Source organism: Legionella bozemanae (assembly GCF_001648595.1).
Taxonomy (GTDB): Bacteria; Pseudomonadota; Gammaproteobacteria; order Legionellales; family Legionellaceae; genus Legionella; species Legionella bozemanae.
Genome location: NZ_LBAW01000007.1, coordinates 33,347 through 59,383, shown reverse-complemented (window position 1 = coordinate 59,383; position 26,037 = coordinate 33,347). Strand labels below are relative to the sequence as shown.

Genomic DNA, 26,037 nt, shown 5'->3' with positions numbered 1-26,037 from the left:
CAACGCTATATGGTTACAATCTGAAACAAGTATAAAAGTTATTCGTAGTAATTTCAGCTATTTCTTCATAGGACATATTGCGAAGCTCAGCTATAGCTTCAGCGACATGCTTCACAAGTGCAGGATGATTTTGTTTGCCACGATAAGGCACCGGAGCTAAGTAGGGAGAATCCGTTTCAATAAGTATTCTATTCAAAGGCACCTTACGCGCCACATCTTGAAGTGCGGTTGCATTTTTAAATGTAACAATTCCTGAAAATGAAATATAAAAATTTAAATCCATTGCTTGATGTGCTATGTCCAAACTTTCAGCAAAACAATGCATGACACCGCCAATTTGATGTGCATTTTCCTCGGCCATTAATGCTATTGTATCTTCAGCTGCTTGGCGCGTATGAATAATCAAGGGTTTCGAACACTTTAAAGCAGCTTTTATATGTTCCCTAAAAAGGTTACGTTGTACCTCCTGTGCTTCTTCGGTATGAGTTCGATAATAATCCAAACCTGTTTCACCTATGGCAATACATGCTGGATTCACTGCTAAATCACATAGCATTTGCGATGTCACAGGATATTCCATTTCGGTATTTGGATGAACACCTACAGAAATACTGATATCAGAATATCTTGCTGCAAGTTTTTCCAATTGGGGATAATCCTTTAGTTCGACGCAAACAGATAAAAAATGCTGCACACCATTTGCTTTTGCTTGTGCCAAAACATTAGCTATATCATCATTAAAATCTGCTAAATCGAGAAAATTCAAATGACAGTGTGAATCAACTAACATGGATGCCCTCATTAAATATTTGTGCGTTCAAATTGAGAAATATAAATTATATTTTCTCACATCGAATTAGGGTCTGTTTACATTTCTACTATCTTGGCCTTATATGACCTGATTTATCTTCACATACTTCATATATGCTGCGCTTCGGGCTCGAAAAGCAGGTCATTTAGACTCAATCTAGCGAAGTGTAAACAAACCCTACTCTAAATTGTATCGGTTAATTGTGAGGATTTTAACATGCCTGCTAAATAGGTCTCTATTTTATTACACAAGTAACGGCTGTTTTCACCAATAAATTGTACTCCTACCCCAGGTGCCTTATTACCCTGAGCACCTTTAGGTGTAATCCACACTATCTTACCATCGACTACATAGAACTCGTCTTCATCCATTAATTTAATCAATAACTTAACTATTGAACCAAACAAATAATTGATATTCGTATGGATAAATAATCCGCCTCCTTTGATAAAAGGCATATAAGCTGCATACAGTGATGCTTCATTAAAAAATGTGCAATTAATCTGGTGAATAGTATCCATCATTGATTTCCCTTATATCCCTTAATTTTTTGTAAAATCAAAACACTATGCATCGGCTTGTTTATTAGGAAGCCTTAGATTCACTGTATAACCCTAGCAATAAATCTTCCAATGCCAAAATTTGATTTACATTCATATTATGGCTTAATCTTCGTTGCAATGTATTTAATTTGTCTATTTGAGAATAAATTATTATAGGATTTAATAAGGACATTAAATGATTCAATTGGTGAATGGCTGGACCAGCAGCTGCAGATCTATTAATTTGCATCGTTTGTATTTGCGCATACACTAAATACAGAAACCAAAGTAAGGCACCAAATTCAAATTGACTCCATTGAGCTGCAATCACACTCGGATGTTCCTTCTGCTCTATCACAGCAATTAAACCATCGAGAATAAACTCTGATTGTTTCATAATCATTACTTGTTCAGACTCTGGTGAGTAGTGTTCAGCCAATTGCAAAAGATTAATAACTGATAAATCATAATGTGATGCAAAGCGTATTATTTGACATCTACTTAAAATCGTAGGCAATAACGTACTTAATTGTTGAGCTAAAAGTAAAAATATCGTCTGCGGAGCAGGCTCCTCTAAAATTTTTAGCAATGAGTTTGCAGCAGCAGTATTCATTCGATCAGCCGATTCGATCACAATGAAGCGATGCGTGCTCCGCTGAGGGGTTAAATAAGCATCATTTTGTAATTCTCTGATTTGATCGATTTTAATTGGTCCGCTGCTTTTTTCTGGTTTAACCCATTCCACATCAGGATGTTCTCCATGAGCAACCATGCGACAATCAGCACACTCAAAGCAAGGTTCATTTTCATTTTTTTTGCAGAAAACCAATTGAGTTAATTTCTTGACAAAATCCATAAAAGCATAATCAAACGAACCAACGAACAACATAGACTGGGGCATACGATTACTTACCCATGCGGCTTGCATTTGATTCCATTGGGTTTGATATTCTTTCTTTCCATTCAATGAAGAAAGCTCCAGCTCATTGAAATCACTCATCTCTGACTCTCGATAAATTCATTCATTGCCTTTCGAATCGCCTCTTGCACTACAGGTAGCGGCTGACTCGCATCAATTGTTATTGCATTAGTGCTCATTTCAATATGACGAATATAGCTTTCATGGACACGATGAAAAAAATCGACGGATTGTTGCTCAATCCTATCAACCTCTCCTCTTGATTTGACTCGCTTCATTCCTTCCTCGGGACTAATATCCAAATAGATAATCAAATCCGGTTTAAATCCCTGCAGTGCAAAAGAAGATAACTGATTAATTATCGCTTGGTCTAAGCCACGTCCACCACCTTGATAGGCCATAGTTGAGAGCTCGAATCGATCCGCAATGACCCAAACTCCTTGAAGCAATGCAGGCTTAATAATTTCCTCAAAAAGCTGAATACGTGCTGTATAAAGTAATAATAATTCACTGCGATCATCCAAAATATCACGATAATTCGGATTTTTGATTAAAGCACGCAAAACCTCACCTATTGCGGTGCCACCAGGCTCTCGAGTAGTTAGAGTTTTAATGTGTTTTTCTGTTAGCAGCTCTGTAATAGTATTTATTGCAGTAGACTTCCCTGCTCCCTCCAATCCTTCAATAACAATTAATTTCCCGCTTAATGATGGCATTAAAAATCCTTGCGTTTGTATTGATTAATTGCTTGCTTTTGTTGTTCATAAGTTTCTGAAAACTGATGTGTTCCATCTCCTTTGGCAACAAAATATAAATAATTGGATAATTGAGGGTGAGCTGCTGCATCCAAAGCTTCCTTACCTACCATTGCAATCGGCGTTGGCGGTAACCCGCGATTATGGTATGAGTTGTAGGGCGAATCGATGAGCAAATCATTGTGAGATAGTTTTCCAGTATATGCGGTACCTAATCCATAAATGACCGTAGGATCCATTTGTAAAGGCATTTTTTTATTTAAGCGGTTAACCATTACACCTGAAATCAATTTTCGCTCTTGTGGAATAGCTGTTTCTTTTTCAATTATTGAGGCTGCTGTAAGCAATTCATATGGGCTTTTATAAGGCAAGTTAGGTTCCCTGTTAGCCCAACTCATATTTAAATAATTAATTAAATTACGATGAGCATGCTCCAACAAACTTTTAGCACTACTTCCACCGGAATATTGATAGGTATCAGCAAGTAATAATCCTTCAGCATTGGGATGTTCGCCCTTAATTGAGCTCCAATCCTCCGAACGATAACTTAAATATGCTGCTTTCATCAAATCTTGAGAAATTTTCTGCTGAGTAGTCCCTGCAATTATCGTAAAATTTTGCGTTATAACATCTCCTGCTACAACTCGATGCACCAAGTGCATTGGCGTTTCACCAGGGTTTATTTGGTATACACCTGCTTTAAGTTGAGAAGACAAACCTGAATAACGAATCATCATTAAAAGCATTGAACTTGAGTGTATTAGATTTTTCTCTTTTAAATTTTTTACAAATTGTGATGCCGAAGCAGCTCGGTCAACGGTGATAATAACAGGAGAACCTTGTTTGGGAACAATAGGTCTAGTGATTTGAATATAGGCAAGCAAAGAGAAAAACAGAAAAGACATAAAAAACAGCATTATTACAAAAAACACCAGTTTTTTATGTCTTGGAAACGTCATTTATACACGCTTAAATAATAAGCTACCATTTGTTCCACCAAAACCCAATGAGTTACTCAGAACATAATTAATAGCTCTTTTTTGAGGTGTATAGGGTACATAGTTCAAATCACATCCTTCATCTGGATTATCCAAATTAATAGTTGGCGGGGCAATTTGATCTCTGATCGCTAAAATACTAAATATTGCTTCTACAGCACCGGCGGCACCTAATAAGTGACCAGTCATTGATTTTGTAGAGCTCACAGCCAAATCATAAGCGTGTTGCTTAAATACACGTTTAATCGCTTTTGTTTCATTCAAATCATTAAGATAAGTAGATGTACCATGCGCATTAATATAATCAATCTGTTCGGGATCAATGCCTGCATCATGTATGGCTGCTTCCATTGCACGAGCAGCACCATCAGCGTCATCATCTGGGGCAGTGATATGAAAAGCATCACCAGACATACCGAATCCTACAAGCTCTGCATAAATTTTTGCACCACGAGCTTTAGCATGCTCATATTCTTCTAATACAAGAACACCAGCACCCTCGCCCATAACAAAACCATCTCTATCCTTATCAAAAGGTCTTGATGCCTTTGCAGGATCATCATTACGCTTAGATAAGGAACGTACAGCAGAAAATCCTGCCAAACATAGCGGTGTTAAGGTCATTTCGGCCCCACCACATACCATGACATCAGCATCGCCGTAAGCAATCATTCGTCCAGCAAGACCAATATTGTGTGTTCCTGTAGTGCATGCAGTAACAACTGCAATATTGGGACCTTTAAGCTGATGTCTAATTGAAATCTGTCCAGCAACCATATTGATAATACCCGCTGGAATAAAAAATGGAGAAACCTTGCGAGGACCACCTGCCATCAGTTTATCCTGATTATTGGTAATTGTCTGGATGCCACCAATACCTGCACCTACAGCTACACCAATACGATTTGATAAATTTGCATCAATCTTCAAACCCGAATCAAGCATTGCTTCATCAGCTGCAGCAATACCGTATTGGGTAAATACATCCATTTTACGTGCATCTTTGAGCGGAACATAGTTCTCAATATTAAAATTCTTAACTTTAGCCCATATTCGTGTGCTGTACTCGTTGGCATCAAACTCATCTGCCAAAACAACGCCACTTACACCAGCCAATATATTTTGCCAAGTTTCTTCTACATTAAGTCCGACAGGGGTAACCATACCCATACCAGTAATTACTATACGCCGCTTATTCAATGAAAGCTCCTCGTAAAACACTCCCATCATCTCCCACACGCTAAGCACAGGAGAGGATGGGATAAAAGAAAACTGTTACGCTTCTTCTTTATTTAAATTAGATTCAATATAATCAATCGCTTCTTGAATTGTGGTAATTTTTTCAGCTTTTTCATCAGGAATTTCTGTTTCAAATTCTTCTTCAAGAGCCATAACCAATTCCACAGTGTCTAAAGAATCAGCACCTAAGTCATCAACAAATGATGCATCATTCTTTAACTCTTCTTCTTTAACACCTAATTGTTCAACAACAATTTTGCGAACACGCTCTTCAACTGTACTCATAACTTGATTTTCCTCTTTCGGTTGATAGAAATTTAAAAAACTTCGGGTTAATTACCATACTACTTCCACTTAACTTTAATTGCTTGAAAAGCATGCCTCATATTTATTTAACCAATTTAACAAACAAGCCAGGCGTCATTTTTTAATCTAATCACTTAAATTTAAAAGCAATTCAAAAAAACTAAAACAACCAAAGTTAAATGGAAGTGGTATAGTTTATTCATTTATACAGATAACGCAAGTGCATTTAGTCCATATACATGCCGCCATTGACATGAATTGTTTCACCTGTGATATATTTGGCACTTTCTGATGCTAAAAAAGCAACAGCTTCAGCTATATCCCCAGGCTCTCCCAGCTTACGCATAGGAATTCTTTTTAACATTTCATCCTTTACCATATCAGGTAAAGCTGCTGTCATATCTGTATCAATAAAACCGGGAGCAACAACATTAACAGTAATTCCCCTGCTTCCTACTTCTTGAGCTAAAGACTTACTGAAACCAACAATGCCGGCTTTTGCTGCAGTATAATTCACTTGGCCTGAATTTCCGCTTGAACCAACCACTGACCCAATAGAAATAATTCGTCCCCATCGTGCTCGAAACATGGGCTTTATACAAATTTTAGACATTTTGTATATTGAATTCAAATTCGTTTCAATTACCTTATACCATTCTTCATCATCCATACGTAGCAGTAAATTATCTGAGGTTATCCCGGCATTATTCACTAATATTGAAGGAGTCTGGTTCTCTTTAGCCAATTCACTGATCACTTTTTCAATTTGCTCTGAGTTTGTAACATCAAGAACCAACCCTTTACCTGATAATTTTTCTTTTTCAAAATAGGCGTTAATTGATTGAGCACCTTGTTCTGTAGTGGCTGTACCAAATACCAAAGCACCTTGCTGTGCTAATTTAAGAGCTATAGCCCGTCCTATTCCCCGGCTTGCCCCTGTGACTAAGGCAATTTTTCCCTCTAGACTCATCATTTATTTTCCTCAATAGAAAATGTTTATTTTTGTAAATTGCGCATTTGGCAAACAATTTCAGGTTCTACGCTAACACAAGTTAGGCCATAGCTCACGCTACATCTCAGCATACAATCTGGGGCCACTTCTATACTTCTAGACTATGCAAATTGCTCTTCCACCTGATCCAGGCTAATAGTATCGTAAACACTAATAGTATTTAAGCTTCTATCTATTCTTTTAACTAACCCACCAAGTACTTTCCCTGGGCCACATTCAAGAATTAGCTCTATACCATTATTTTTAAAAAGTTGAATTGTTTCAACCCAACGAACTGGGCTATATAACTGCTCCTTTAACTTTTCACGTATATGTTGCCCTGAATGATAAATACTTAAATCAACATTACTCACCACATCACTTTTGGGCTTTTTGAATTCAATTTTAGCCAGGTATTCAGCAAAGGATGCTGCAGCATCAAACAATAAAGGGCAATGGCATGGAACACTGACTGGAATCACTTTAGCTAGACGTGCCCCAGCTTCCTCAGCTAATCCTAACATTCGTGTAACTGCTGGAGTATGACCTGCAACAACTACCTGTCCGATTGCATTATAGTTTGCAGGAGTCACCACTTCATTTGCTTGGCTGGCTTGATCACATAAGGTTTTTACTTGCTCATCCGTTAAACCAACAATTGCAGCCATAGCACCTAAGCCCAAAGGCACTGCGTTTTGCATTACTTGTCCTCTACGGGCTACCAAACATGCAGCATCAAATAATGATAATGCATCAGCACAAACCAATGCGGCATATTCACCTAAACTATGGCCAGCCATAATTATTGGCTGGGCAACATTATGCTGCATCAATACTCGATATACAGCCACATCAGCAGTAAGCATTACGACTTGAGTATGCTCTGTCTGATTTAGCTTTTCTTCAGGACCATGTTGCACTAGTTTCCATAGATCATAACCTACTGCTTCTGATGCTTCTGCAAAAGTCTTTACAACAATAGGATACTGCAACTCAAAATCAGCCAACATTCCTATTGATTGTGAACCTTGCCCGGGAAATACAAATGCTGTTTTTACCATATCAAAAATAGCTCCGAACTAAAAATTTAATTCAATAGTTAACTCAAATAAATTATTAATAACGAATTACCATAGCTCCCCAAGTCATTCCACCACCAAAGGACTCAATCAATAACAGTTCATCTCTCTTAATCTGATTGGTTCGAATAGAATGGTCTAGAGCCAAAGGAATAGATGCAGCCGAAGTATTACCTTGGCTACCAATAGTAACGATAACTTGTGACATAGGAAGGTCAAGTTTTTTAGCAATGGCTTGAATGATACGCATATTTGCCTGATGAGGGATTAACCATTGAATATCAGATTTTTTCAAATGACTCACTTCTAAAACTTCATCTACGACATCACCCATAATTTTGACAGCAATTTTAAAAACCTCATTACCACGCATACTAATCGTAGCACGTTGATTATCAAATGTTGCATTACTAAGATTTAATAATTTTTCAGCATCATAAGAAGCATGCAGCACACTCCCCATAAGACCTTGTCTGTCACTGGCACTTAGAACTACTGCCCCGGCACCATCACCAAATAAAACACAGGTTGAACGATCAGTCCAATCCACAGCCCTGGACATGCTCTCACTACCAATAACCAGAATATTTTTTGCAGCGCCAGCAGAAATATACTGTTTTGCAATATCCATTACATAAACAAAGCCACTGCATGCAGCACCAACATCAAAAGCAGGTATAGGTCGCTTAATTTTTAAAGCATGCTGAACATAGCAAGCTACTCCAGGAAAAAAATGATCTGGAGTACACGTAGCAACTAATATCAAATCAATTTCATCAGCGTCCAAACCTGAAGCGCTTAATGCTTGTTCAGCAGCTTTGGATGCCATATACGAGGTAGTTTCATAAGGTTGTGCAATGCTACGACTACTAATGCCAGTTCGAGTAACAATCCACTCATCGCTGGTATCCAGCATTGACTCCAGCTCAAGATTGGTAAGTTGTTTTTCAGGAATATAACTTCCAGTCCCACGTATTACAGCATTTTTCATAACAGCAATCCCTGATTTATAAAATCATTTATTTGAACCCGCACTAAATCAACTACATTATTTTTAACTTCAAGAACTGCTTGTTCAATAGCATGTTGAAACCCAAGTTCATTAGCACCACCATGGCTTTTTACCACTATGCCATTCAAACCGAGCATACTTGCACCATTATAACGAGAGGGATCGAAACGTTTCTTAAGATGCTTTAATGCAGGACGAGCAATTAAAGCAGAAAGTTTGGTATACCAATTCCTATTAAATGACTCCATGAGTAAACTTACAAAAAACTTTGCAAGGCCCTCGCTCGCTTTTAAGGCAACATTCCCCACAAAACCGTCACAGACAACTAAGTCTACCTCTCCGGTATAAAAATGATCACCCTCTACATAACCTACATAATTCATAACATCGCATTCAGCAAGCATATGAGCCGTACGCTTCACTTGATCATTTCCCTTCATTTCTTCCACGCCAATATTCAATAAGGCGATTTTCGGTTTGGGTTTATTAGCTACTGCCTGCACTAGCGCAGATCCCATAACTGCGAATTGAAATAAATGCTCCGCACAAGAATCCACATTAGCACCTAAGTCAATCACCCATGTTCTACCACGCATAGTTGGCAGTTCAGAAACAATTGCAGGTCTATCGATTCCTGGTAAAGTCTTTAAAACATAACGTGCTGTAGCCATTAGTGCACCGGTATTTCCGGCACTAACACAAGCCTGTGCCATGCCCTCTTTCACCAAATTGATGGCGACACGCATGGACGAATCTTTTTTATTTCGCAAGGCATGTGAAGGCAACTCATCCATAGTCACCACTTCAGAAGCATGTACTATGGAAAATTGATTTGAAGAAGCCATCCCCTGCTTTTTTAAAAATGCATGAATCTTGTCGTGAACTCCAACAAGAATGAGCTTCAAATCAGGATTATCTTTTGCCGCGCGAATACAGGCAGGAATCACAACACCTAAACCATGATCCCCACCCATCGCATCGATTGCAATGGTGATATTTTTCAAGAAACTTACTCTTTTTCGTCTTCGTAAACGTTATCAGTATCAATCACTTTTCTGCCACGATAATAACCATCTTCTGTCATATGATGGCGACGATGTGTTTCACCAGTAGTTGAATCAACGGATAGTGTGGGTTTGGTCAAAGCATCATGCGAACGACGCATGTCACGACGTGAGCGTGATTTTTTATTTTGTTGTACGGCCATTGTATTACTCCTAAACAAATTGCATTCATAAAGCGGGAATATTAGTGTTAATTAGATAAAATTTCAATAAAATTCATTTTTTTCCCATTAAAATTTGATTTATTTCACTGCTGCAATCATTTATTTTTGGATGAAATTGTGGCGCGTAGAGATGTAACTCATCAATTAGCATATCTTCCAAACTTACTTGCAAATTTTCAGAAACAATACACTCGTAATACTCCAATATCTGTTCTGCTCTCTCATCATTACGACATACAGCAACTATAGTCATATTATCATATGGAAATTTAAATTCGTCCAGACAACGCTGGCATTGAACAGGCAACTCGCCCTTAACATGAAGATGGATTAGATAAAAATCTTCCTTAGTTTCAACATGATACGTAATATCCAGCTGACAGGTTGAGGTAATAAAATTGGGTAAACGCTCACTGAGTGTTACGGTCTTAGTTTGTTGCCCTTGTTTAACCATTTCTTGTAAGTGGAGCATTATTGTCGTATCCTAAAGAGTTATATTTTTTAATAAGTGTTAAAGCCTGTTTACAATTCGCTATCTTGAGTCAAAATGCTGCAGCATTTTAGCCAGAGAGTAGAATTGTAAACAGGCTCTATTGATAGAGCAACAGCTTTGGATGATACATTTTACACATCTTAAAGCTACAGTTTCTGATAACATAGAATATTAAGCGGTATCTCAATTTTATGAAAGCTAAAGTTATTGTTGGAATGTCTGGTGGTGTTGATTCCTCAGTTGCAGCATGGTTGTTACAAGAAGCAGGCTACCAAGTAGAAGGCCTGTTTATGAAAAACTGGGAACAGGATGATAAGGATGGTTTTTGCCCTGCAACCCAAGATCTTGCTGATGCTCAAGCTGTATGTAATCAATTACATATTCCTCTCCATGCGGTTAATTTTTCTGAAGAGTACTGGCAAAAAGTGTTCACCCATTTTTTAAGTGAATATGAAAAAGGAAGAACTCCGAATCCTGATGTATTGTGCAATAAGGAAATCAAATTTAATGCTTTTTTAAATCATGCATTGAACCTTGGCGCTGACTATATTGCGACAGGACATTACGCTAAAAATAAAACAGAGGGAGATGTTGGACTTTTATATAAAGCAAAAGATCGTGATAAAGATCAAACCTATTTTCTTCATGCAGTAGATCCTAAGGCTTTGGCAAAAACCCTGTTTCCAGTTGGTGATTATACAAAACCTGAAATTAGAGAGTTTGCTAGAAAACTTGGCCTGGTGACACAAGCTAAAAAAGATTCGACAGGTATTTGTTTTATTGGTGAAAAGCGTTTTAAATCTTTTTTACAAGAATTCATCTTGGCACGGCCAGGTGAGATAAAAAGCACCGATGGCAAAGTTCTGGGCAAACATGATGGATTAATGTTTTACACTTTGGGCCAAAGACAAGGATTAGGTATCGGAGGTTTACAAAATTCAACCTATGATCCGTGGTATGTAGTTGATAAAGAAGTTGCTACCAATACTTTATATGTGGCCCAAGGTAGCCAACATCCAATGCTCTATGCACAAGGTCTGATTTGCGGTCCAATCCATTGGCTAGCTGATTGCAAGGATAATTTACCGCTTACCTGCTATGCTAAAACAAGATACAGGCAAGCAGAACAAGGCTGTATCATATCTCCTCAGAATGAACATCAGCATTATGTAATGTTTTCAAATCCGCAAAGAGCGGTTACTCCAGGACAATATGTAGTTTTTTATGATAAAAACCAATGTCTAGGTGGGGCAACAATTGAACAAATTATTAGATAAATACATTATACTTGTATTATAAAACGGGAGTTAAAGATGGCTGCTATTGATATATCCCCTGCTACCAGTACGAGCGACATCCACTTTACTGTTAATGCAGCAGACAAGGTGGCTGAGCTAATAAAAGAAGAAGATAATTCAAACTTGAATCTACGAGTCTCAATTACGGGTGGAGGTTGTTCTGGATTTCAGTACGGATTCAGCTTTGATGAAGAAATCAATGAGGATGATACCGTAGTTATTCAGCAATGTTCAGATGGTATATCTTCAGTAAAACTTCTCATTGATTCAATGAGTTATCAATACTTGCATCAAGCTGAAATTGATTATGTCCAAGGGATACAAGGCGAACAATTTGTGATTCGTAATCCAAATGCAAAAACCACTTGCGGATGCGGCTCATCGTTCAGTATTGATGATGAGGATGATTACTAAACATTATCATTTAGGTGCAATAAAGCTGAAACTGAATTTCTGCTTTATTGCATTTCATCTTGCAAAAATCAATAAGGTTTAACAATAACCTTCGTTCCTATCCTAATAAAATTTTTGCTTAGCCATTTAGCATCACCAGGATGAACTCGTATACAGCCATGGCTTGCATTATAATTTGGCACTTCATAAGAACCGTGTATCGCATAATATTTTGAGAAAAACATGCAATATGGCATAGGTGAACCGCCCTTACCTACTGGATAACGACTAGATTTGCAGCCTGGTCCTCCCTTACTCCAAATCGTAAAAACACCGCTTGGAGTTTTACATCCTCTATGTATATCTGGGCAATATCGTTTACCGCCAGAACCTTTTCCAGTGCGAACAACTTTTCCATTTGAATCAATAGCCTTCCATGTAAGCGTATTGGGATTGAAAACAAAAGTGTTTGCTAAAGCTGGAGAAGAAAAAAGGAAACAGAAGAAAAGAATGAATAAAAAATATACCAATGATAAAATAGAACTTTGTTTTTCCATAATAATTCCTAATTATTTATCCATCGTCTCCTATATTTTAGTTTAATTTTTAACCAAAATAAATTATTTTTACGCAAACAAAGAATATTTGTCCTACTATTAATGAAAGGATGTTAATAAGGTACTTCATCATGACTAAACATTTGCTTGTAGCTTCTTCCATTTTTTTGGGATGTACATTGATTTCTTTCACTACAAGTGCTGAAGATAAGGCTGGCGGATCTACCAGCAGTTCTACTAGCACTGGTAGTACTACTACTGGTACTAGTAGTTCTACCGGCTCCTCGTCTAATAACGCAGTTGATATATCAAAAGACAGCTGGCTAAAATCAGTTACGCCATTATTACCTGATCTCATTTGCAAGGGATTTGAGAATGACCCTCAACTAAAAAAACGCCTTGATGACATCAAAATGACTTATGACCAATGTGTATCTAAAATTCCCGATAGTGTCAGTAAATGTCAACAAGAGCTTTACGCTAATATTCCAGATAAAATTAATACCGACAATGCAGGAGTGTGGGGAAAAGCACTTGGCGAGTGTATCGGTAAAGATTTTGCAATAAAATATTTAATTCCCAAAAGCTAAGAAGTTAAATGTGAGTTCACCATAAAAGGCATTTCAATGCCTTTTATGGTGTTAACGAACGTTATCCCATAAAATGTACAGGAGAACTACCTCCCAAAAATCAGTTCTCGCCCCAATGATTAATACCTGATTTTTTGTGTAAAAAATCAACAAAAGCTTGATGCAACTCCAATTCTCCACTATCTGCTGGTACAACAATAGGATTTGCCAAATGAAGCGCTGCAACTTCTTGAGCCTTTGCTTTAGCATGACTTGATGTTTCTTCAACCTCGGCAAATAAGCTGGTTTGGCCACCTGTCATTGCTAAATACACGTATGCAAGAATCTCGGCATCAAGCAAAGCACCATGAAGTTCACGATTAAAGTGATCGATGCCATATCGTTTACATAAAGCATCCAAACTATTTCGTTGCCCAGGATATTTTTCACGTGCCAAAACGAGTGTATCAATAATAGTACAAAAGTCTTCTAATTTCTTATTCCATTTGATAAGCCTCAACTCAGAATTCAAAAATCCCACGTCAAAGGGAGCATTATGAATGATTAACTCAGCACCAATAATAAACTGCCAAAACTCATCAGCCTTTTCCGCAAATAAAGGTTTATCCCGCAAAAATTCATCACTAATCCCATGGACACGAAAAGCACCCTCATCAACCTGGCGTTCTGGATTGAGATAAACATGGAAATGCTTGCCGGTTAATTTTCTGTCCACTAATTCGACACAGCCTATTTCAATCACCCGATGCCCATGCTCATGCCCTATACCCGTAGTTTCTGTATCTAAAACAATCTGACGCATTATTTACTCACTTAACTCTTCGATTGCTTGGTTTGCTAAAGCATCAACCAAATCATTTTCCACATGACCTGAATGTCCTTTTACCCAGTGCCAATTTATTTTATGACGCGAAGCCAATTCATCTAATAACTTCCAAAGATCTGCATTTTTCACAGGCTCCTTTTTGGAATTACGCCAACCATTTAATTTCCAGTTGGCCAACCAATCCGTCATACCTTGTCTCAAATACTGAGAATCAGTATATAAATCAACGTCACAAGGGCGTTTTAAAGCTTCCAAACCTTTGATAGCGGCCATAAGTTCCATACGATTGTTCGTCGTATGTGCTTCTCCTCCATGTAAGGTTTTTTCTTGTCCTTTATAACGAAGCAACACCCCCCAGCCACCAGGCCCTGGATTTCCTTTACATGCTCCATCGGTATAAATTTCTATGCTCACGTTCATCCCTAATTTTTATTCCACAAATGGAAAAATGGTGTGGTAAACTCCTTATCGAAAATCTTTTGCTTGATTATGGCAATATCAGGTGCAAAAAAACGATCCGTATCATAAGCTGCAACATTAGAACGAATGCGTTGATGAAATTTTTCTAATAATGTCGATGATTTTAGTGGTTTATGAAATTCAATTCCCTGTCCCGCTGCTAATAACTCAATAGCTAAAATAGTTGCAGTATTATCATTCATCTCATGTAACCGTCGGGCAGCGCTGGTTGCCATAGATACATGATCTTCTTGATTCGCAGAAGTTGGAAGACTATCTACTGAATGTGGATGGGCAAGCGCCTTGTTCTCACTGGCACAAGCTGCTGCAGTAACATGAGCAATCATAAATCCTGAATTTAAGCCGCTTTCTTTAATGAGAAAAGCAGGTAAACCACTAAAGTTTTTATCAATTAGCAGCGCGATGCGTCGTTCGGCACCTGCTCCTATCTCAGCTACAGCCAAAGCAAGATTATCAGCCGCCATGGCAACAATCTCCCCATGGAAATTGCCTCCTGAAATAATTTGCTCTTGCTCATTAAAAACAAGTGGGTTATCAGAAACAGCATTGATTTCAACGTCTAAAGTCTTTCTTACAAATCGAATTTGATGCAATATCGCACCCATAATTTGGGGCTGACACCTTAATGAGTAAGGATCTTGTACTCGCGTGCAATGGCGATGAGCCTCGCGGATCTCACTTCCAGCTAATAATTCTCTATAGCATGCTGCTACATTTTGCTGTGCCTCATGACCTCGTACCTTTTGAATCCGTTCATCAAATGGCACATCACTGCCATTTGCCGCATCCACTGATAAAGCACCAGCAACTAGTGCTGTTTCAAACAAAGTTTCTGTAATAAACAAGGCACTTAAAGCAATAGCCGTAGAAGCTTGTAGCCCGTTTAAAAGAGCAAGTCCTTCTTTTGCTTCCAATTCAATTGGCTTTAAACCCGCGATTTTCAATCCCTCAATCGCACTGATTACTTTTCCTTGATGACGTACCTCACCTACCCCTAATAACGGCAAAGACATGTGGGCTAATGGGGCCAAATCACCAGAAGCACCTACTGAACCCTTCGAGGGAATGCAGGGATAAATTTTGTGATTGAATAAAGAGATTAGTGCTTCAATCAATTCCAGGCGAACTCCAGAATATCCTTGAGCCAAATTATTTATCTTAAGCAGTAAAATTAAGGCAACAATTTCATCAGACAACAGCTCACCTGTTCCACAAGCGTGGGAAAGAACTATATTTCGCTGTAACTGTTTCAGGTTTTCCTCTGAAATTGTTTGATTTGCCAACGAGCCAAAACCCGTATTAATTCCGTATACCGTTTTTTTATCGAGAATTACTTTTTTAACCGTTTGATGCGATGCATGAATCTTCTCAAATGCTTCTTTAGCCAGAACACAATGCAATTGCTGATTTAAAATATATTTGATTGACTGCAAGTTCAACTCGCCAGGTTGAAGAATAAAAGATTCTTGCATTAATTTACCTCCTTAAATGTCATTGGGTCTTTTTTTTAACCCAATATTGAGATCACAACTAGAACCAAAAGTTTGTTAGATAAAAGTCCAAACAAAGTCTGTTCTAAGATTCCATAGGCAGCCAAAGTGAGTTTTCTTTAGCGCATTTTTTTGCAAGTTCATACCCTGCATCCGCATGACGCATGACACCGGTCGCCGGATCATTATGGAGCACTCTTGCCAAACGTTTTGCAGCTTTATCAGTACCATCTGCAACAATCACAACTCCAGCATGTTGTGAAAATCCCATACCTACTCCACCACCATGATGGATGCTAACCCAAGTTGCACCACTCGCACAATTTAATAAAGCGTTGAGTAATGGCCAATCAGATACCGCATCACTACCATCAATCATCCCTTCAGTTTCACGATTAGGGCTGGCCACTGAGCCAGAGTCTAAATGATCCCTTCCTATCACAATAGGCGCTTTAACTTCCCCATTACGAACCATTTCATTAAAGGCCAATGCTAAACGAGCACGATCTTTTAACCCAACCCAACAGATACGCGCCGGCAATCCCTGAAATGCAATTTTCTTCTTCGCCATATCCAGCCAATTATGCAGATGTTGATTATCTGGAATTAATTTTTTAACCATTTCATCAGTGGCATAAATATCTTCAGGATCTCCTGATAAAGCAACCCACCTAAAAGGCCCTATGCCTTCACAAAATAAAGGTCGGATGTAAGCAGGAACAAAACCTTCAAATTCAAAAGCACTTTTTTCTCCCGCTTCAAAAGCCATTTGCCTTATATTATTCCCATAATCAAAAACAGGAATGCCTCTTTTTTGGAATTCAAGCATTGCATGAACCTGGACCGCCATAGACTGTTTTGCTGCAGTAACCACTTTATCCGGTGCAGTTTTACGCAATTTTGCTGCCTGCTCTAAAGTCCATCCAGCAGGAAGATATCCATTTAAAGGATCATGAGCACTCGTTTGGTCAGTAACTAACGCTGGAGAAGCTCCTCGCCGAACCAACTGAGGAAAAATTTCTGCAGCATTTCCTAAAACAGCCACAGATAATGGGCTTTTCTTTTGACACGATTCATTTATCCATGCCAAAGCTTCATCCAAGTCCGTTGTATACCGATCCAAATATCTTGTTTTAATACGTTTTTCTATTCTTGATATATCACACTCAACAGCTAACACACTCGCTCCTGCCATTGTACCGGCTAAAGTTTGTGCTCCTCCCATTCCACCTAAACCACCAGTTAAAATCCAACGTCCCTCTAAACTTCCTGCGTAGTGTTTACGAGCAGCTGCAACAAATGTTTCATAAGTACCTTGAACAATGCCTTGCGAACCAATATAAATCCAGCTTCCTGCAGTCATCTGTCCATACATCATCAAACCTTTTTTATCCAACTCATTAAAATGTTCCCAAGTAGCCCAGCGCGGGACCAAATTAGAATTGGCAATAAGAATTCGAGGTGCATCTTCATGAGTGTTAAAAACACCAACAGGTTTACCTGATTGAATTAACAGGGTTTGTTGATCATTTAATGTCTTGAGAACATCAACAATTTTGTTAAAACACGCCCAATTACGAGCAGCCTTCCCTAACCCCCCATATACGATTAGAGAATCTGGATCCTCCGCCACATCCGGGTCAAGATTATTGCACAACATACGAAGCGCCGCCTCAGTAAGCCAGCTTTTGGCTTGTTTTTCATTTCCTCGATTAGCTTTAATTACTCGATTTGTCTTATAGTCTTCCATTAAGAAATGCTCCATAACGAAAATAAAATAGAAGCATCATACACCAGAGCTATTTCAGAGCATAGATATCAATTTTAGTGGCGGACTATTTGAGATAAATCTTTATAAGTTTAGCTCATAAATATCTTATAATAATTATTCACTTTGATTACTATAATTACTAATTACCACTCATAATGACCTTCAAGAGAACACATTGTCTATGATCTCTCATGATACTATGTTATAATTGGGTTACCCTAAACTCACATATTTAAATAAAGTGCACGCCAACTCTGAAAAACACCCAAAGTCACTCCGTATTTTTTTTGCAACTGAAATGTGGGAACGATATGGTTTTTATGTAGTTCAATCTCTTTTAGCACTTTATTTAGCTTTGCATTTCAAATGGCCGGATAAGCAAGTTTATGCATTAGTTGGCTCATTTACTGCCTTGACCTACCTTTCCCCTGTGGTAGGAGGCTGGATTGCAGATAAATTAATAGGGCAAAAACGCGCTGTTTTACTCGGTGCAGTTGTACTCTTTGTGAGCTATTGTATCTTATCATCAGTCGATAACACTACTGTACTTACAGCATCTCTTGCAGCAATTGCCGTAGGAACGGGACTATTGAAGCCGAATATTTCCTCCCTTTTAGGAAATGAATATCTTACGGGATCTGCTCGTCGTGAGAGTGGTTTTACTATTTTTTATATGGGAATTACTACAGGTATTATTTTAGGAACCACACTACCAAGTATATTAAACGAGTATTTTGGATGGGTTGCCTCTTTCACCAGTGCTGCAATTGGGATGATCATAGCTTTCCTCGTTTTTTTGCATGGTATCAAAAAATACAACATTAAAGACTACAATCCTTTTGTTTTTCAATATAAAAAAATCGTTACCGCCATTTTCTTAATGGTATTCCTGTGGTCCTTATCATTTTATATTTTAAATTCACCTCAATTAGCCAATCTTATATTTGGACTGGTTGTATTGTTCTCAGCAGCTTATATCTTATATTCAGTCAGCAAGGAAGATGCCAATCAATCACGTCAAACTCTTGTGATTGGTTTATTGTGTATTATTTCAGTAGTATTCTGGTCTTTCTATTTTCAAATGTTTATGTCATTGACTCTATTTATTTCACGAGTTGTTGAGCCAACATTTTGTGGTATTCATTTCCCAGCGCCTTATTATGTAACGATTCAAAGCGTAGGAATGCTGATTATTGGTTACTTTCTCGCCAAGAAAAATCCCAAACTTAACTTGGTGGAGCGTGGATTAAGTATTGGAAAAAAATTTCTGCTTGCTATATTTATTACCACAGCAGCTTATGCTGTTATTGCTTTAGTCAGCAACTTCACTGACAAGAATGCATTACTCTCACCTCTTTTAATTATCCCAGCTTATTTAATGTTTTCATTGGCTGAGCTTCTATTATCTCCAGTAGGATTATCTGCAATTACACTTCTTGCAGACAAAAACAAAGTGAGCACCCTGATGGGTATCTTTTTTGTTTCTCTGGGAATTGGCGGATTTTTATCAGGCAAACTGGCTTCATTAACAGCTATTCCTTCGGGCGAAACAAATATTGCAGTATTAAAAACTCTTTATGCTGCAGCATTCACTCAACAATTAGGAATACTATTTATTGCTGCTTTATGCTGCCTGGTCTTATTTGCAGTAATCAAATTCTTATTAACTCATACGCATTCAACTGAGTCATCATCTTTGAAATTGAAACAAAATGGAGCTTAGGCACCATTTTGTTTCATCTACCTCAAAATAGAGAATCCCTACACTCTTAATGCAAAAAAATGTAACGTCTCAATAAGTCGGGGCAAATTGCATTTTTCCTCTACGTCCTACGGCTTGTCCGCAGGATCCAGAGATCCAGGCACAGAGCGAAACTCCTGGATTCTGCGGACAAGCCGCAGAAAGTAGGCTGTGCTTTTTGCCCCGACTTATTGAAACGTTACAAAAAATAAAATAAGCTTATGATTAATAAATATTTTTTTGTATTAACCAGCGATTTTACCTGTAATTGAGTTGCGCAGGTTCATTCAGCTCTTTTTAAATAGGGAAAATACTGCTATCATTCGGCGCTTTTTATAAATAATTAGTCTCATTTATGTCAAATCAAAACCCAATGTTAACTAAACTGTTGCAGTTGCTTGATGACAATCAAGCTATTGATGTTAAAGTAATTGATGTTCGAAAACAGACGACAATTACTGATTATATGATTATTGCTTCAGGACGTTCTTCTCGGCATGTTAAAGCAATTTCACAAAAAATAATGGAAGATATGAAATCTGCTGGCTCTCCTGCCATGAATTGTACAGGACTGGAAACCGGCGACTGGGTGCTTATTGACTTTAGTGACTTTATCATTCATGTCATGCAGCCTGAATACAGGCAATATTATAATCTGGAAGGCCTGTGGGAAGAGCCGATCAAAGATTAAATACTTTTATTAAATCATTATGTTAAAAATCACCATCATTACTTTAGGCAATAAAATGCCCGACTGGGTTAACCAAGGGGCTAATGAGTATGCCAAACGCTTAAATGATGGTGTTCAACTCAAACTCATTGAAATACCATTGATTCGCCGAGGTAAATCATCAGATTTATTGCGAATATTAGAAAAGGAATCTGCGCTTATCAAAGATGCTTTACCCAATAACGCACGAATTATTGCTCTGGATATTGAAGGCAAAGCATTTAGCAGCGAAGAATTAGCGCTTAAAATATCTCAATTACAACAAACAAGCAGCCATCTCTGCTTTATAATCGGTGGACCCGAAGGTCTTTCTCCAGAAATACTTAAATTATGTAATGAACGTTGGTCTTTATCAAAACTCACTCTACCCCACCCCCTAGTCCGCATTATTTTGTTAGAAACTTTATACAGAGCCTGGTCTATTATTAATAATCATCCCTATCACAAGTAGAAATTCCGGATACGGGGAGAAATTTAGTAAATAGGTGTGACATAAGCGATGCAAACTGGAGTCTCCAAGGTTTCTACTGCAATCCATGTAGGGATTCACTTATGGTATTATAATCAAATTTGAATCCGCTATCGAGTAACCTCTTCGGCTGTACTCGTTCGGAATCCGTTAATACCACAGATGATTCACCGATTATTAATTTTAAAGCTGATTCCGGAATTGGTACTCCCGGTCCCCACTTAATCAATCGCAACTCGTTCAACATTTCAGAATTACTACACGGCTGCGGAGCAGTGATATTTATTGCGCCATCAATAATGTTGTTGTTGCTCGCAATAAATTCAATAGCTTTCGCAAGATCCCGAACATGTACAAAAGGTACAAATTGATGACCAGAACCAAACCTGCCTGCATTGAAAAAAGCAGATCGTCTATAATAGGGTAAAAGACCACCAGTATTAGATAAAACATGTCCAATTCTTAAATTAACCACATCACAATTCGCTCTCTTTGCTCTTTTTTCAATTTCCTTACAGACTTCTACTCTGAATTTTGTTCCGGGTTCACCACCGACGACTGATTCGCTTTCTTCAGTCAAAATTGCATTGCCGGCATCACCATAAAATCCAGCTGCTGAAGCTTGTAGATACTTTAAAGGTTTTTCGGAGGCTCTTTCTATATTACGAATTATTGTATCAATTACTTGAAAGCGTGATTCTGCTATATCTGATTTTACCGAAGAGCTCCATCTTTTAGCACCAGGATTTGCTCCACTTAAATTTAATATAATTGTATTTTTATCAATTAGCTCTGACCAATCTTCATCAATGCATCTGACTTTGACTCCTTCAATATTTATTTGAGTATTCACAGAACGACTTAAGCAATATACGTCATACCCTTTTTTGATAAACTCCAAACACACTTCTTTCCCAATCATTCCAGAGCCACCTGCTATAATGATCCTTCTATTTCTTACCATGTTCCTCTTATCAATTTTAAAATGGCCATAATAATGCAATAAGGTGCCTATCATAGGAAAAGTTACTTTGCCATCAAATTCCCATCCATGTTTTGTTGGTTTTTCGCTCCACTCTGATTTTGGTAATAAAAAAGAGGGTAATGGGATTTTGAATGAATCAAAAAAGGTTATACCTTGGGATTCATATTTTAGCGACTTATCGGATTGAAGCGTTACTTTATAGATAAATCGAATAGCATTGTCCAGAAAACCACCCACACCTTCACTTAAATACATTTGTCGGTTAAATCCGCAATATAGCGAATGTGTGGTTGAATATGTTTTCTGTTGTGGCGTGTTGTAGCCAAATATTCTGTTCCAACGTTGTACATCTTTAGATAAATTGATGACCTCTGCGTAAAAGGGTTGTTGATTCATATCACTGGGAAAACCTGCAAAAGTTCCGAGTATCTTTGCAAAAGATGTAGGTTTTTCTACTGTAACAACACCTAAACCACTACCCCCGACACTAGAAGTTTTAAATTCTTTTACATGCGCATCAAGTAAACTGGAAGTAGGGAAAAGTCTACCGAATAAAGAAGATAACGAATCATCCGTGATCGATAATCTAGGTACTTGCCAATATAGTGACTTTGTTGAGCCACCTAAACTGAAAGATACCGAATATTCAAATATGCGTCGTTGCAGCGAAGGCACTAAAGTAGTAGCTGTACGCATTATGCCATTTCTTAGCATTCTAAGTAATGGATTTTTAACTTGTCCTACTGTCGCAACTAAGTCCGCGACATTTTGAACTCTTTTAGCATTTGGTTTTCGTTCTCGCTCATACTCCGATATACCTTGTAAATAATCAACTCGGTTCAGCTTGGATGCCAAACAAGCTGCATCTTCTATACACAAGCCAGCTCCCTGAGCAATATTCGGTGCAGTAGCATGAGCTGAATCCCCCATTAGCACAACCCGATTGTCTTGTGATGTCCAAGGAAATTTTTCAACCCCTTTAATTTTGGCAATGTCAGTTCTTATTATTTTATTTGTTAGATGAATTAACTCTTCATAATTAACTACAACATCTCCAGAATCTGTATGAATTGGTTTCCATGAACGAACCAAATCCATTAGAAACTTCTTAGTGTCTTCGTCAGTTACTTTAACACCATTAATTGGCGATAAATATTTGTGATTTTCTTGCGTTTTAATGGCGATAAACCAAAAGACATTTGGTGGTTTTAGCGGAACATAACCAAATCGAATTTCATGGTTTCCATACTTTTTAGATTTGTAAGTTCCCCATGTTTCGAATGATGCTGACCACCATTTATGTTTGGAATCTACAGGGATCTCAGTATTTGCGCGAAAATAAGTATAACCCAGATCGGTCTCGAGGACTGGTGGGAGTCCTAACTCAGACATGAGACAATTTCTGATTTTTGAATGAATGCCATCACAAGCGATGAGTAAATCACCTTTACATGATTTATTACCATCAATATTAACTACAATTTTATCATTATGTCTTTTGTATCCGTTAATTTTTTGTGATGTAATAATTTCAACATCCTCTCTATTTTTTAAACCGGCTAGCAGCATATTTATTAAATCATCGCGGTTTAAACATTGAACAGGAAATCGGTCTCCAAAATCTTCATTAGCTCTTGCCAATATCCTTCCATTAGAATCCCGATAACTAGGGAATGGCATAGGAAACCCATTTTGTTCAATAAAATTTTGGTAGTTTGGCATATTCTTCAATACCAATTGACTTGACGGCCAAATACCTATACCTCCACCGATACTTTCTTGATTAGAAGAATAGGGTCGGGATTCTAATATGGTTACATGAAATTTAACTCTTTTATTCCCATGAACTAATAAATTAGCCAAAGTCAATCCCGAAATCCCACCACCTATTATTACAACATGAACTGGTTTACCCATATCTCACCCTTTGATACCCAACTCGTTGAAGGACTTATTAATAGACTATTTATGCATTTCTATTTAATTAAGAAAAATACATCATGTAATGAAAATTAACTAACCGAGGAAATATTAAATTGATATTAAAATTGGAACAAGTAAGAATGACTTTTTATAAAAATTAAAAATAGGACCATTTGCTAGTGATCAACCTTTTCTACTCCTGCATATAATGGATTATGGATTGGCTTTCAGTGAATTGAGTTATTTATATAGATTGTCTAAAGGAGTAAGATTTAGAACATATTGATAATTACCGAGCTACGTCTACAACGCTGCTCGGTAAATCAGTTAATCGAGTTAGGTGTCCCTTTATTTAGGAATATAGTCTCTTTCTTTTTCTTCAACTTCCTCGCCATTCATTTCTCTTTCAATATCATCATACATCTGTGATAGAAGTGCTCCTGATCCTAAAGTGTCTTCTGAAACACTTGCACCATTCATTGGCGATTTTAAAAATCGAAAGATACTGTGCATGAGGGATCCAGCTTCTGCTACCGAAATATCCTTCCTCAGCATTTCAGCCTTATCTTTATCCATTAATCCGTTCTCTTTTAATAAATCGCCTTCCTTTCTTTTTTTATCTGCAGTCTTTTTTAGTGTTTCTATGATTTGCTTTTCATGAACAAGATCCTTTATTTTATCCTTCGTGGAGCCCTCAAATTTCTTCTGGGATTCCAATTGAGCACTAAAAGCATTGAGCTCCTGTTTGGTCAAAGGAATTCCTTGCTCATCAAGTGATTTATTAACTGCACTCACTGGAGTACTGCAACCTTCAGTTCTATGAGCTAATTTTTCCCTTCGAGGGCAATTATATTCTTCTTTTGATTTTTCATTACCGAACAGAAATTGAGAAACCGCACCGAGTAATGAATATTGTTCTTTAAGAATGTCAGTGGGGACAGGTTCGATATCATCTTCTGCACGTCGACAATCTGACTCAGAAAACTGATATCCCATTTCGCCGAAATTATCATTTTCTGTGCTATACTGAACTGAACCGTATTCTTCATCAGATTGGTCTTGAAAGTCGAACTCCTGATTTTCCTCAACCACTTCAGTGACTTCAACTTCTTCAGCTATAGAATATTCATCCTCGCTCTTTTGAGCATCATAGGTCGGGTGGAATCCATATTCATCGAAATCGGAGATAAAATCCTCTGCTTCACTTTTTCTGTAAGATTGTTCCTCTTCAACAACGATACTAGTTTGCTCCTCTTCAACAATACTAGGTTCATCCTGGCCCTGTTGGTCCTCATGGGTTGGATGGAATCCATATTCGTCGAAATCAGAAATGAAATCTTCTGCATTATATTTGCCCTTCATATTTTCCCCCTTGTTGTAAAAAATAAAACTTACAAGGCTTATTGTACTGTTCAAATATTAAGCAACCCTTAATTATGTAAAACTTTTGATTATTTTATTCTAAAATTGAACACAAATATTTTTTGATATAGTTTATCTGCAGGATCATTGTGTATAAGATACGTAAGATTTCTGTGACGATCTCATTAATCAAAGATGAGATTTTAGTAAAACCTAAATGTTTAAAAAAAACACAATTTATCATATAATTCCTACAAAATTTAATAGGAGGTTTTAATGCGTTCCCGCTTTTTTACAAAAAATTCCATGTATCAGCGTTTTACCACCCAAAAAGCATTGCTTGATAAATACGCTGATGGTTTTTATGTAGGTCTTTGTAAACCACTTACAAATAAATATGTTGAAATGTCACTGAAAGGGAAAGAGGACGAATGGTTACAAAAACCTGATCATGAAATTTATAAGGATGCTGTTGAAACTGAAAATCATCAATACAAACTTGATAGTGAAGGCAAAGATGGACGACACTCAGCTTTTGAAGGCTTAGAACATGAAGATCTTGAAGTAAAAGCTGAAACACTTACTAATCCTGATACTTTTGAAAAATTTATGGATAACTCCGATGTTGCCATAATTTCTTATCATCAAAATACCGGCGACGCACATCAGGTCGCTTTTAGGAAAAACAGAAAAGAAGGTAACTGCTCATTCTTTGATGCTAACCGTGTAGGAGGTCAAATAAAAGGAAATTGCCCATCCGTTAGAAAATTTATGAGCGCTTCCATTAAATCAGAGATAGATGAAGAGTTTGATGCCCTGGTGGGACTCTTAAAACCTCCTAAAGCTTAAGACGATCACTATCTAAATCGAGGAGAGGTAAGGGACGGAGAGCCTTATGCTTCCGTTCTCTTGCATCACCCAACAATACAGTTGTCCTCTGTGGCGAGTTTCAAGAGGTCTAATACTGTAAGAACTAAAACCTATAGTAAAGCATGCAATTTTAAGTTACTATGCAGGTTTTTGAGTCCAGCTTAACTGACTGTGCGTCA

27 protein-coding genes are annotated in these 26,037 nt (G+C 37.7%); 7 read left to right on the top strand and 20 right to left on the bottom strand.

Going from position 1 to position 26,037, the window contains the following annotated elements; genetic code table 11:
* Nucleotides 1-13: 13 nt before the first annotated feature.
* The 13 genes from A8O27_RS08155 to A8O27_RS08095 all read right to left on the bottom strand — a co-directional run bounded on the left by A8O27_RS08155 (nt 14) and on the right by A8O27_RS08095 (nt 10,352).
* Nucleotides 14-790 (bottom strand): TatD family hydrolase, encoded by a 777-nt coding sequence (locus A8O27_RS08155; RefSeq protein ID WP_058459770.1) that lies wholly within the window; start codon nt 788-790, stop codon nt 14-16.
* Between the two features lie 203 nt (nt 791-993).
* On the bottom strand, nt 994-1,332 hold the full coding sequence (locus A8O27_RS08150) for a PilZ domain-containing protein (protein ID WP_082642464.1): 339 nt from the start codon (nt 1,330-1,332) through the stop codon (nt 994-996).
* A gap of 64 nt (nt 1,333-1,396) precedes the next feature.
* The gene (locus A8O27_RS08145) at nt 1,397-2,353 is read right to left on the bottom strand and encodes a DNA polymerase III subunit (protein ID WP_058459768.1); all 957 of its coding nucleotides are present in this window, start codon (nt 2,351-2,353) and stop codon (nt 1,397-1,399) included.
* A complete protein-coding gene (gene tmk / locus A8O27_RS08140; protein WP_058459767.1) occupies nt 2,350-2,988 on the bottom strand; it encodes a dTMP kinase in 639 nt (212 codons plus the stop codon). Before tmk ends, A8O27_RS08145 begins: the two co-directional genes overlap by 4 nt.
* The gene (gene mltG, locus A8O27_RS08135) at nt 2,988-3,986 is read right to left on the bottom strand and encodes an endolytic transglycosylase MltG (protein WP_058459766.1); all 999 of its coding nucleotides are present in this window, start codon (nt 3,984-3,986) and stop codon (nt 2,988-2,990) included. Before mltG ends, tmk begins: the two co-directional genes overlap by 1 nt.
* Complete coding sequence (fabF, locus tag A8O27_RS08130; protein ID WP_058459987.1) at nt 3,987-5,225, bottom strand: beta-ketoacyl-ACP synthase II; 1,239 nt, start codon at nt 5,223-5,225, stop codon at nt 3,987-3,989.
* A gap of 75 nt (nt 5,226-5,300) precedes the next feature.
* Nucleotides 5,301-5,549: an acyl carrier protein gene (gene acpP, locus A8O27_RS08125; protein WP_003631752.1), complete on the bottom strand. Its 249-nt coding sequence runs from the start codon at nt 5,547-5,549 to the stop codon at nt 5,301-5,303.
* Nucleotides 5,550-5,796: 247 nt separating this feature from the next.
* Entirely contained in the window at nt 5,797-6,543 is a 747-nt protein-coding gene (gene fabG / locus A8O27_RS08120; protein WP_058459765.1) for a 3-oxoacyl-ACP reductase FabG, read from the bottom strand.
* 140 nt (nt 6,544-6,683) lie between these two features.
* Nucleotides 6,684-7,622: an ACP S-malonyltransferase gene (gene fabD, locus A8O27_RS08115; RefSeq protein WP_058459764.1), complete on the bottom strand. Its 939-nt coding sequence runs from the start codon at nt 7,620-7,622 to the stop codon at nt 6,684-6,686.
* 55 nt (nt 7,623-7,677) lie between these two features.
* On the bottom strand, nt 7,678-8,631 hold the full coding sequence (locus tag A8O27_RS08110; RefSeq protein WP_058459763.1) for a beta-ketoacyl-ACP synthase III: 954 nt from the start codon (nt 8,629-8,631) through the stop codon (nt 7,678-7,680).
* Entirely contained in the window at nt 8,628-9,656 is a 1,029-nt protein-coding gene (gene plsX, locus A8O27_RS08105; RefSeq protein WP_058459762.1) for a phosphate acyltransferase PlsX, read from the bottom strand. Before plsX ends, A8O27_RS08110 begins: the two co-directional genes overlap by 4 nt.
* 5 nt (nt 9,657-9,661) lie before the next feature.
* Nucleotides 9,662-9,859 (bottom strand): 50S ribosomal protein L32, encoded by a 198-nt coding sequence (rpmF, locus tag A8O27_RS08100; RefSeq protein WP_058459761.1) that lies wholly within the window; start codon nt 9,857-9,859, stop codon nt 9,662-9,664.
* A gap of 73 nt (nt 9,860-9,932) precedes the next feature.
* On the bottom strand, nt 9,933-10,352 hold the full coding sequence (locus A8O27_RS08095) for a YceD family protein (protein ID WP_058459760.1): 420 nt from the start codon (nt 10,350-10,352) through the stop codon (nt 9,933-9,935).
* A 212-nt stretch (nt 10,353-10,564) separates the two neighbouring features.
* On the opposite strand from A8O27_RS08095, the gene mnmA reads away from it, so the two are divergent.
* Together mnmA and erpA are read left to right on the top strand one after the other, a co-directional pair.
* The gene (mnmA, locus tag A8O27_RS08090; protein ID WP_058459759.1) at nt 10,565-11,650 is read left to right on the top strand and encodes a tRNA 2-thiouridine(34) synthase MnmA; all 1,086 of its coding nucleotides are present in this window, start codon (nt 10,565-10,567) and stop codon (nt 11,648-11,650) included.
* Nucleotides 11,651-11,686: 36 nt separating this feature from the next.
* A complete protein-coding gene (gene erpA, locus A8O27_RS08085; RefSeq protein WP_058459758.1) occupies nt 11,687-12,085 on the top strand; it encodes an iron-sulfur cluster insertion protein ErpA in 399 nt (132 codons plus the stop codon).
* Between the two features lie 68 nt (nt 12,086-12,153).
* Here erpA and A8O27_RS08080 read toward each other — a convergent pair whose 3' ends face one another.
* On the bottom strand, nt 12,154-12,621 hold the full coding sequence (locus A8O27_RS08080; RefSeq protein ID WP_058459757.1) for a L,D-transpeptidase: 468 nt from the start codon (nt 12,619-12,621) through the stop codon (nt 12,154-12,156).
* Between the two features lie 131 nt (nt 12,622-12,752).
* Between A8O27_RS08080 and A8O27_RS08075 the strand changes: the two genes are divergently transcribed.
* Entirely contained in the window at nt 12,753-13,211 is a 459-nt protein-coding gene (locus A8O27_RS08075) for a hypothetical protein (protein WP_058459756.1), read from the top strand.
* Between the two features lie 100 nt (nt 13,212-13,311).
* Here A8O27_RS08075 and dnaQ read toward each other — a convergent pair whose 3' ends face one another.
* The 4 genes from dnaQ to hutU form a co-directional block, all read right to left on the bottom strand.
* Nucleotides 13,312-14,013 (bottom strand): DNA polymerase III subunit epsilon, encoded by a 702-nt coding sequence (gene dnaQ, locus A8O27_RS08070; RefSeq protein ID WP_058459755.1) that lies wholly within the window; start codon nt 14,011-14,013, stop codon nt 13,312-13,314.
* A 3-nt stretch (nt 14,014-14,016) separates the two neighbouring features.
* Nucleotides 14,017-14,451 (bottom strand): ribonuclease HI, encoded by a 435-nt coding sequence (gene rnhA, locus A8O27_RS08065; protein ID WP_058459986.1) that lies wholly within the window; start codon nt 14,449-14,451, stop codon nt 14,017-14,019.
* Nucleotides 14,452-14,459: 8 nt separating this feature from the next.
* Nucleotides 14,460-15,989, bottom strand: coding sequence for a histidine ammonia-lyase (gene hutH / locus A8O27_RS08060; RefSeq protein ID WP_058459754.1), 1,530 nt, complete (start codon nt 15,987-15,989; stop codon nt 14,460-14,462).
* 103 nt (nt 15,990-16,092) lie between these two features.
* On the bottom strand, nt 16,093-17,757 hold the full coding sequence (hutU, locus tag A8O27_RS08055) for a urocanate hydratase (protein ID WP_058459753.1): 1,665 nt from the start codon (nt 17,755-17,757) through the stop codon (nt 16,093-16,095).
* Between the two features lie 262 nt (nt 17,758-18,019).
* Between hutU and A8O27_RS08050 the strand changes: the two genes are divergently transcribed.
* The 3 genes from A8O27_RS08050 to rlmH all read left to right on the top strand — a co-directional run bounded on the left by A8O27_RS08050 (nt 18,020) and on the right by rlmH (nt 20,700).
* Complete coding sequence (locus tag A8O27_RS08050) at nt 18,020-19,501, top strand: peptide MFS transporter (protein ID WP_082642463.1); 1,482 nt, start codon at nt 18,020-18,022, stop codon at nt 19,499-19,501.
* Between the two features lie 373 nt (nt 19,502-19,874).
* Nucleotides 19,875-20,210, top strand: a complete 336-nt coding sequence (gene rsfS / locus A8O27_RS08045) for a ribosome silencing factor (RefSeq protein WP_058459752.1) — start codon at nt 19,875-19,877, stop codon at nt 20,208-20,210.
* A gap of 19 nt (nt 20,211-20,229) precedes the next feature.
* A complete protein-coding gene (gene rlmH, locus A8O27_RS08040; protein WP_058459751.1) occupies nt 20,230-20,700 on the top strand; it encodes a 23S rRNA (pseudouridine(1915)-N(3))-methyltransferase RlmH in 471 nt (156 codons plus the stop codon).
* Between the two features lie 73 nt (nt 20,701-20,773).
* Here rlmH and A8O27_RS08035 read toward each other — a convergent pair whose 3' ends face one another.
* Complete coding sequence (locus A8O27_RS08035; RefSeq protein WP_058459750.1) at nt 20,774-23,620, bottom strand: TIGR01777 family oxidoreductase; 2,847 nt, start codon at nt 23,618-23,620, stop codon at nt 20,774-20,776.
* Between the two features lie 354 nt (nt 23,621-23,974).
* Nucleotides 23,975-24,988 (bottom strand): hypothetical protein, encoded by a 1,014-nt coding sequence (locus A8O27_RS08030; RefSeq protein WP_058459749.1) that lies wholly within the window; start codon nt 24,986-24,988, stop codon nt 23,975-23,977.
* Nucleotides 24,989-25,264: 276 nt separating this feature from the next.
* Here A8O27_RS08030 and A8O27_RS08025 point away from each other — a divergent pair, with 276 nt between their 5' ends.
* Nucleotides 25,265-25,837, top strand: a complete 573-nt coding sequence (locus tag A8O27_RS08025; protein WP_058459748.1) for a hypothetical protein — start codon at nt 25,265-25,267, stop codon at nt 25,835-25,837.
* The last annotated feature ends 200 nt before the right edge of the window (nt 25,838-26,037 follow it).

What these genes read in the sequence shown, in the direction of transcription:
- A8O27_RS08080 (WP_058459757.1), bottom strand. Translation starts at nt 12,621, where the DNA reads ATGGAAAAACAAAGTTCTATTTTATCATTGGTATATTTTTTATTCATT.
- A8O27_RS08035 (WP_058459750.1), bottom strand. Translation starts at nt 23,620, where the DNA reads ATGGGTAAACCAGTTCATGTTGTAATAATAGGTGGTGGGATTTCGGGA.
- acpP (WP_003631752.1), bottom strand. Translation starts at nt 5,549, where the DNA reads ATGAGTACAGTTGAAGAGCGTGTTCGCAAAATTGTTGTTGAACAATTA.
- rlmH (WP_058459751.1), top strand. Translation starts at nt 20,230, where the DNA reads ATGTTAAAAATCACCATCATTACTTTAGGCAATAAAATGCCCGACTGG.
- rsfS (WP_058459752.1), top strand. Translation starts at nt 19,875, where the DNA reads ATGTCAAATCAAAACCCAATGTTAACTAAACTGTTGCAGTTGCTTGAT.
- A8O27_RS08095 (WP_058459760.1), bottom strand. Translation starts at nt 10,352, where the DNA reads ATGCTCCACTTACAAGAAATGGTTAAACAAGGGCAACAAACTAAGACC.
- dnaQ (WP_058459755.1), bottom strand. Translation starts at nt 14,013, where the DNA reads ATGCGTCAGATTGTTTTAGATACAGAAACTACGGGTATAGGGCATGAG.
- rpmF (WP_058459761.1), bottom strand. Translation starts at nt 9,859, where the DNA reads ATGGCCGTACAACAAAATAAAAAATCACGCTCACGTCGTGACATGCGT.
- fabD (WP_058459764.1), bottom strand. Translation starts at nt 7,622, where the DNA reads ATGGTAAAAACAGCATTTGTATTTCCCGGGCAAGGTTCACAATCAATA.
- fabG (WP_058459765.1), bottom strand. Translation starts at nt 6,543, where the DNA reads ATGATGAGTCTAGAGGGAAAAATTGCCTTAGTCACAGGGGCAAGCCGG.
- A8O27_RS08155 (WP_058459770.1), bottom strand. Translation starts at nt 790, where the DNA reads ATGTTAGTTGATTCACACTGTCATTTGAATTTTCTCGATTTAGCAGAT.
- A8O27_RS08075 (WP_058459756.1), top strand. Translation starts at nt 12,753, where the DNA reads ATGACTAAACATTTGCTTGTAGCTTCTTCCATTTTTTTGGGATGTACA.
- mltG (WP_058459766.1), bottom strand. Translation starts at nt 3,986, where the DNA reads ATGACGTTTCCAAGACATAAAAAACTGGTGTTTTTTGTAATAATGCTG.
- hutH (WP_058459754.1), bottom strand. Translation starts at nt 15,989, where the DNA reads ATGCAAGAATCTTTTATTCTTCAACCTGGCGAGTTGAACTTGCAGTCA.
- hutU (WP_058459753.1), bottom strand. Translation starts at nt 17,757, where the DNA reads ATGGAAGACTATAAGACAAATCGAGTAATTAAAGCTAATCGAGGAAAT.
- A8O27_RS08025 (WP_058459748.1), top strand. Translation starts at nt 25,265, where the DNA reads ATGCGTTCCCGCTTTTTTACAAAAAATTCCATGTATCAGCGTTTTACC.
- erpA (WP_058459758.1), top strand. Translation starts at nt 11,687, where the DNA reads ATGGCTGCTATTGATATATCCCCTGCTACCAGTACGAGCGACATCCAC.
- mnmA (WP_058459759.1), top strand. Translation starts at nt 10,565, where the DNA reads ATGAAAGCTAAAGTTATTGTTGGAATGTCTGGTGGTGTTGATTCCTCA.
- tmk (WP_058459767.1), bottom strand. Translation starts at nt 2,988, where the DNA reads ATGCCATCATTAAGCGGGAAATTAATTGTTATTGAAGGATTGGAGGGA.
- A8O27_RS08150 (WP_082642464.1), bottom strand. Translation starts at nt 1,332, where the DNA reads ATGGATACTATTCACCAGATTAATTGCACATTTTTTAATGAAGCATCA.
- A8O27_RS08110 (WP_058459763.1), bottom strand. Translation starts at nt 8,631, where the DNA reads ATGAAAAATGCTGTAATACGTGGGACTGGAAGTTATATTCCTGAAAAA.
- A8O27_RS08145 (WP_058459768.1), bottom strand. Translation starts at nt 2,353, where the DNA reads ATGAGTGATTTCAATGAGCTGGAGCTTTCTTCATTGAATGGAAAGAAA.
- A8O27_RS08030 (WP_058459749.1), bottom strand. Translation starts at nt 24,988, where the DNA reads ATGAAGGGCAAATATAATGCAGAAGATTTCATTTCTGATTTCGACGAA.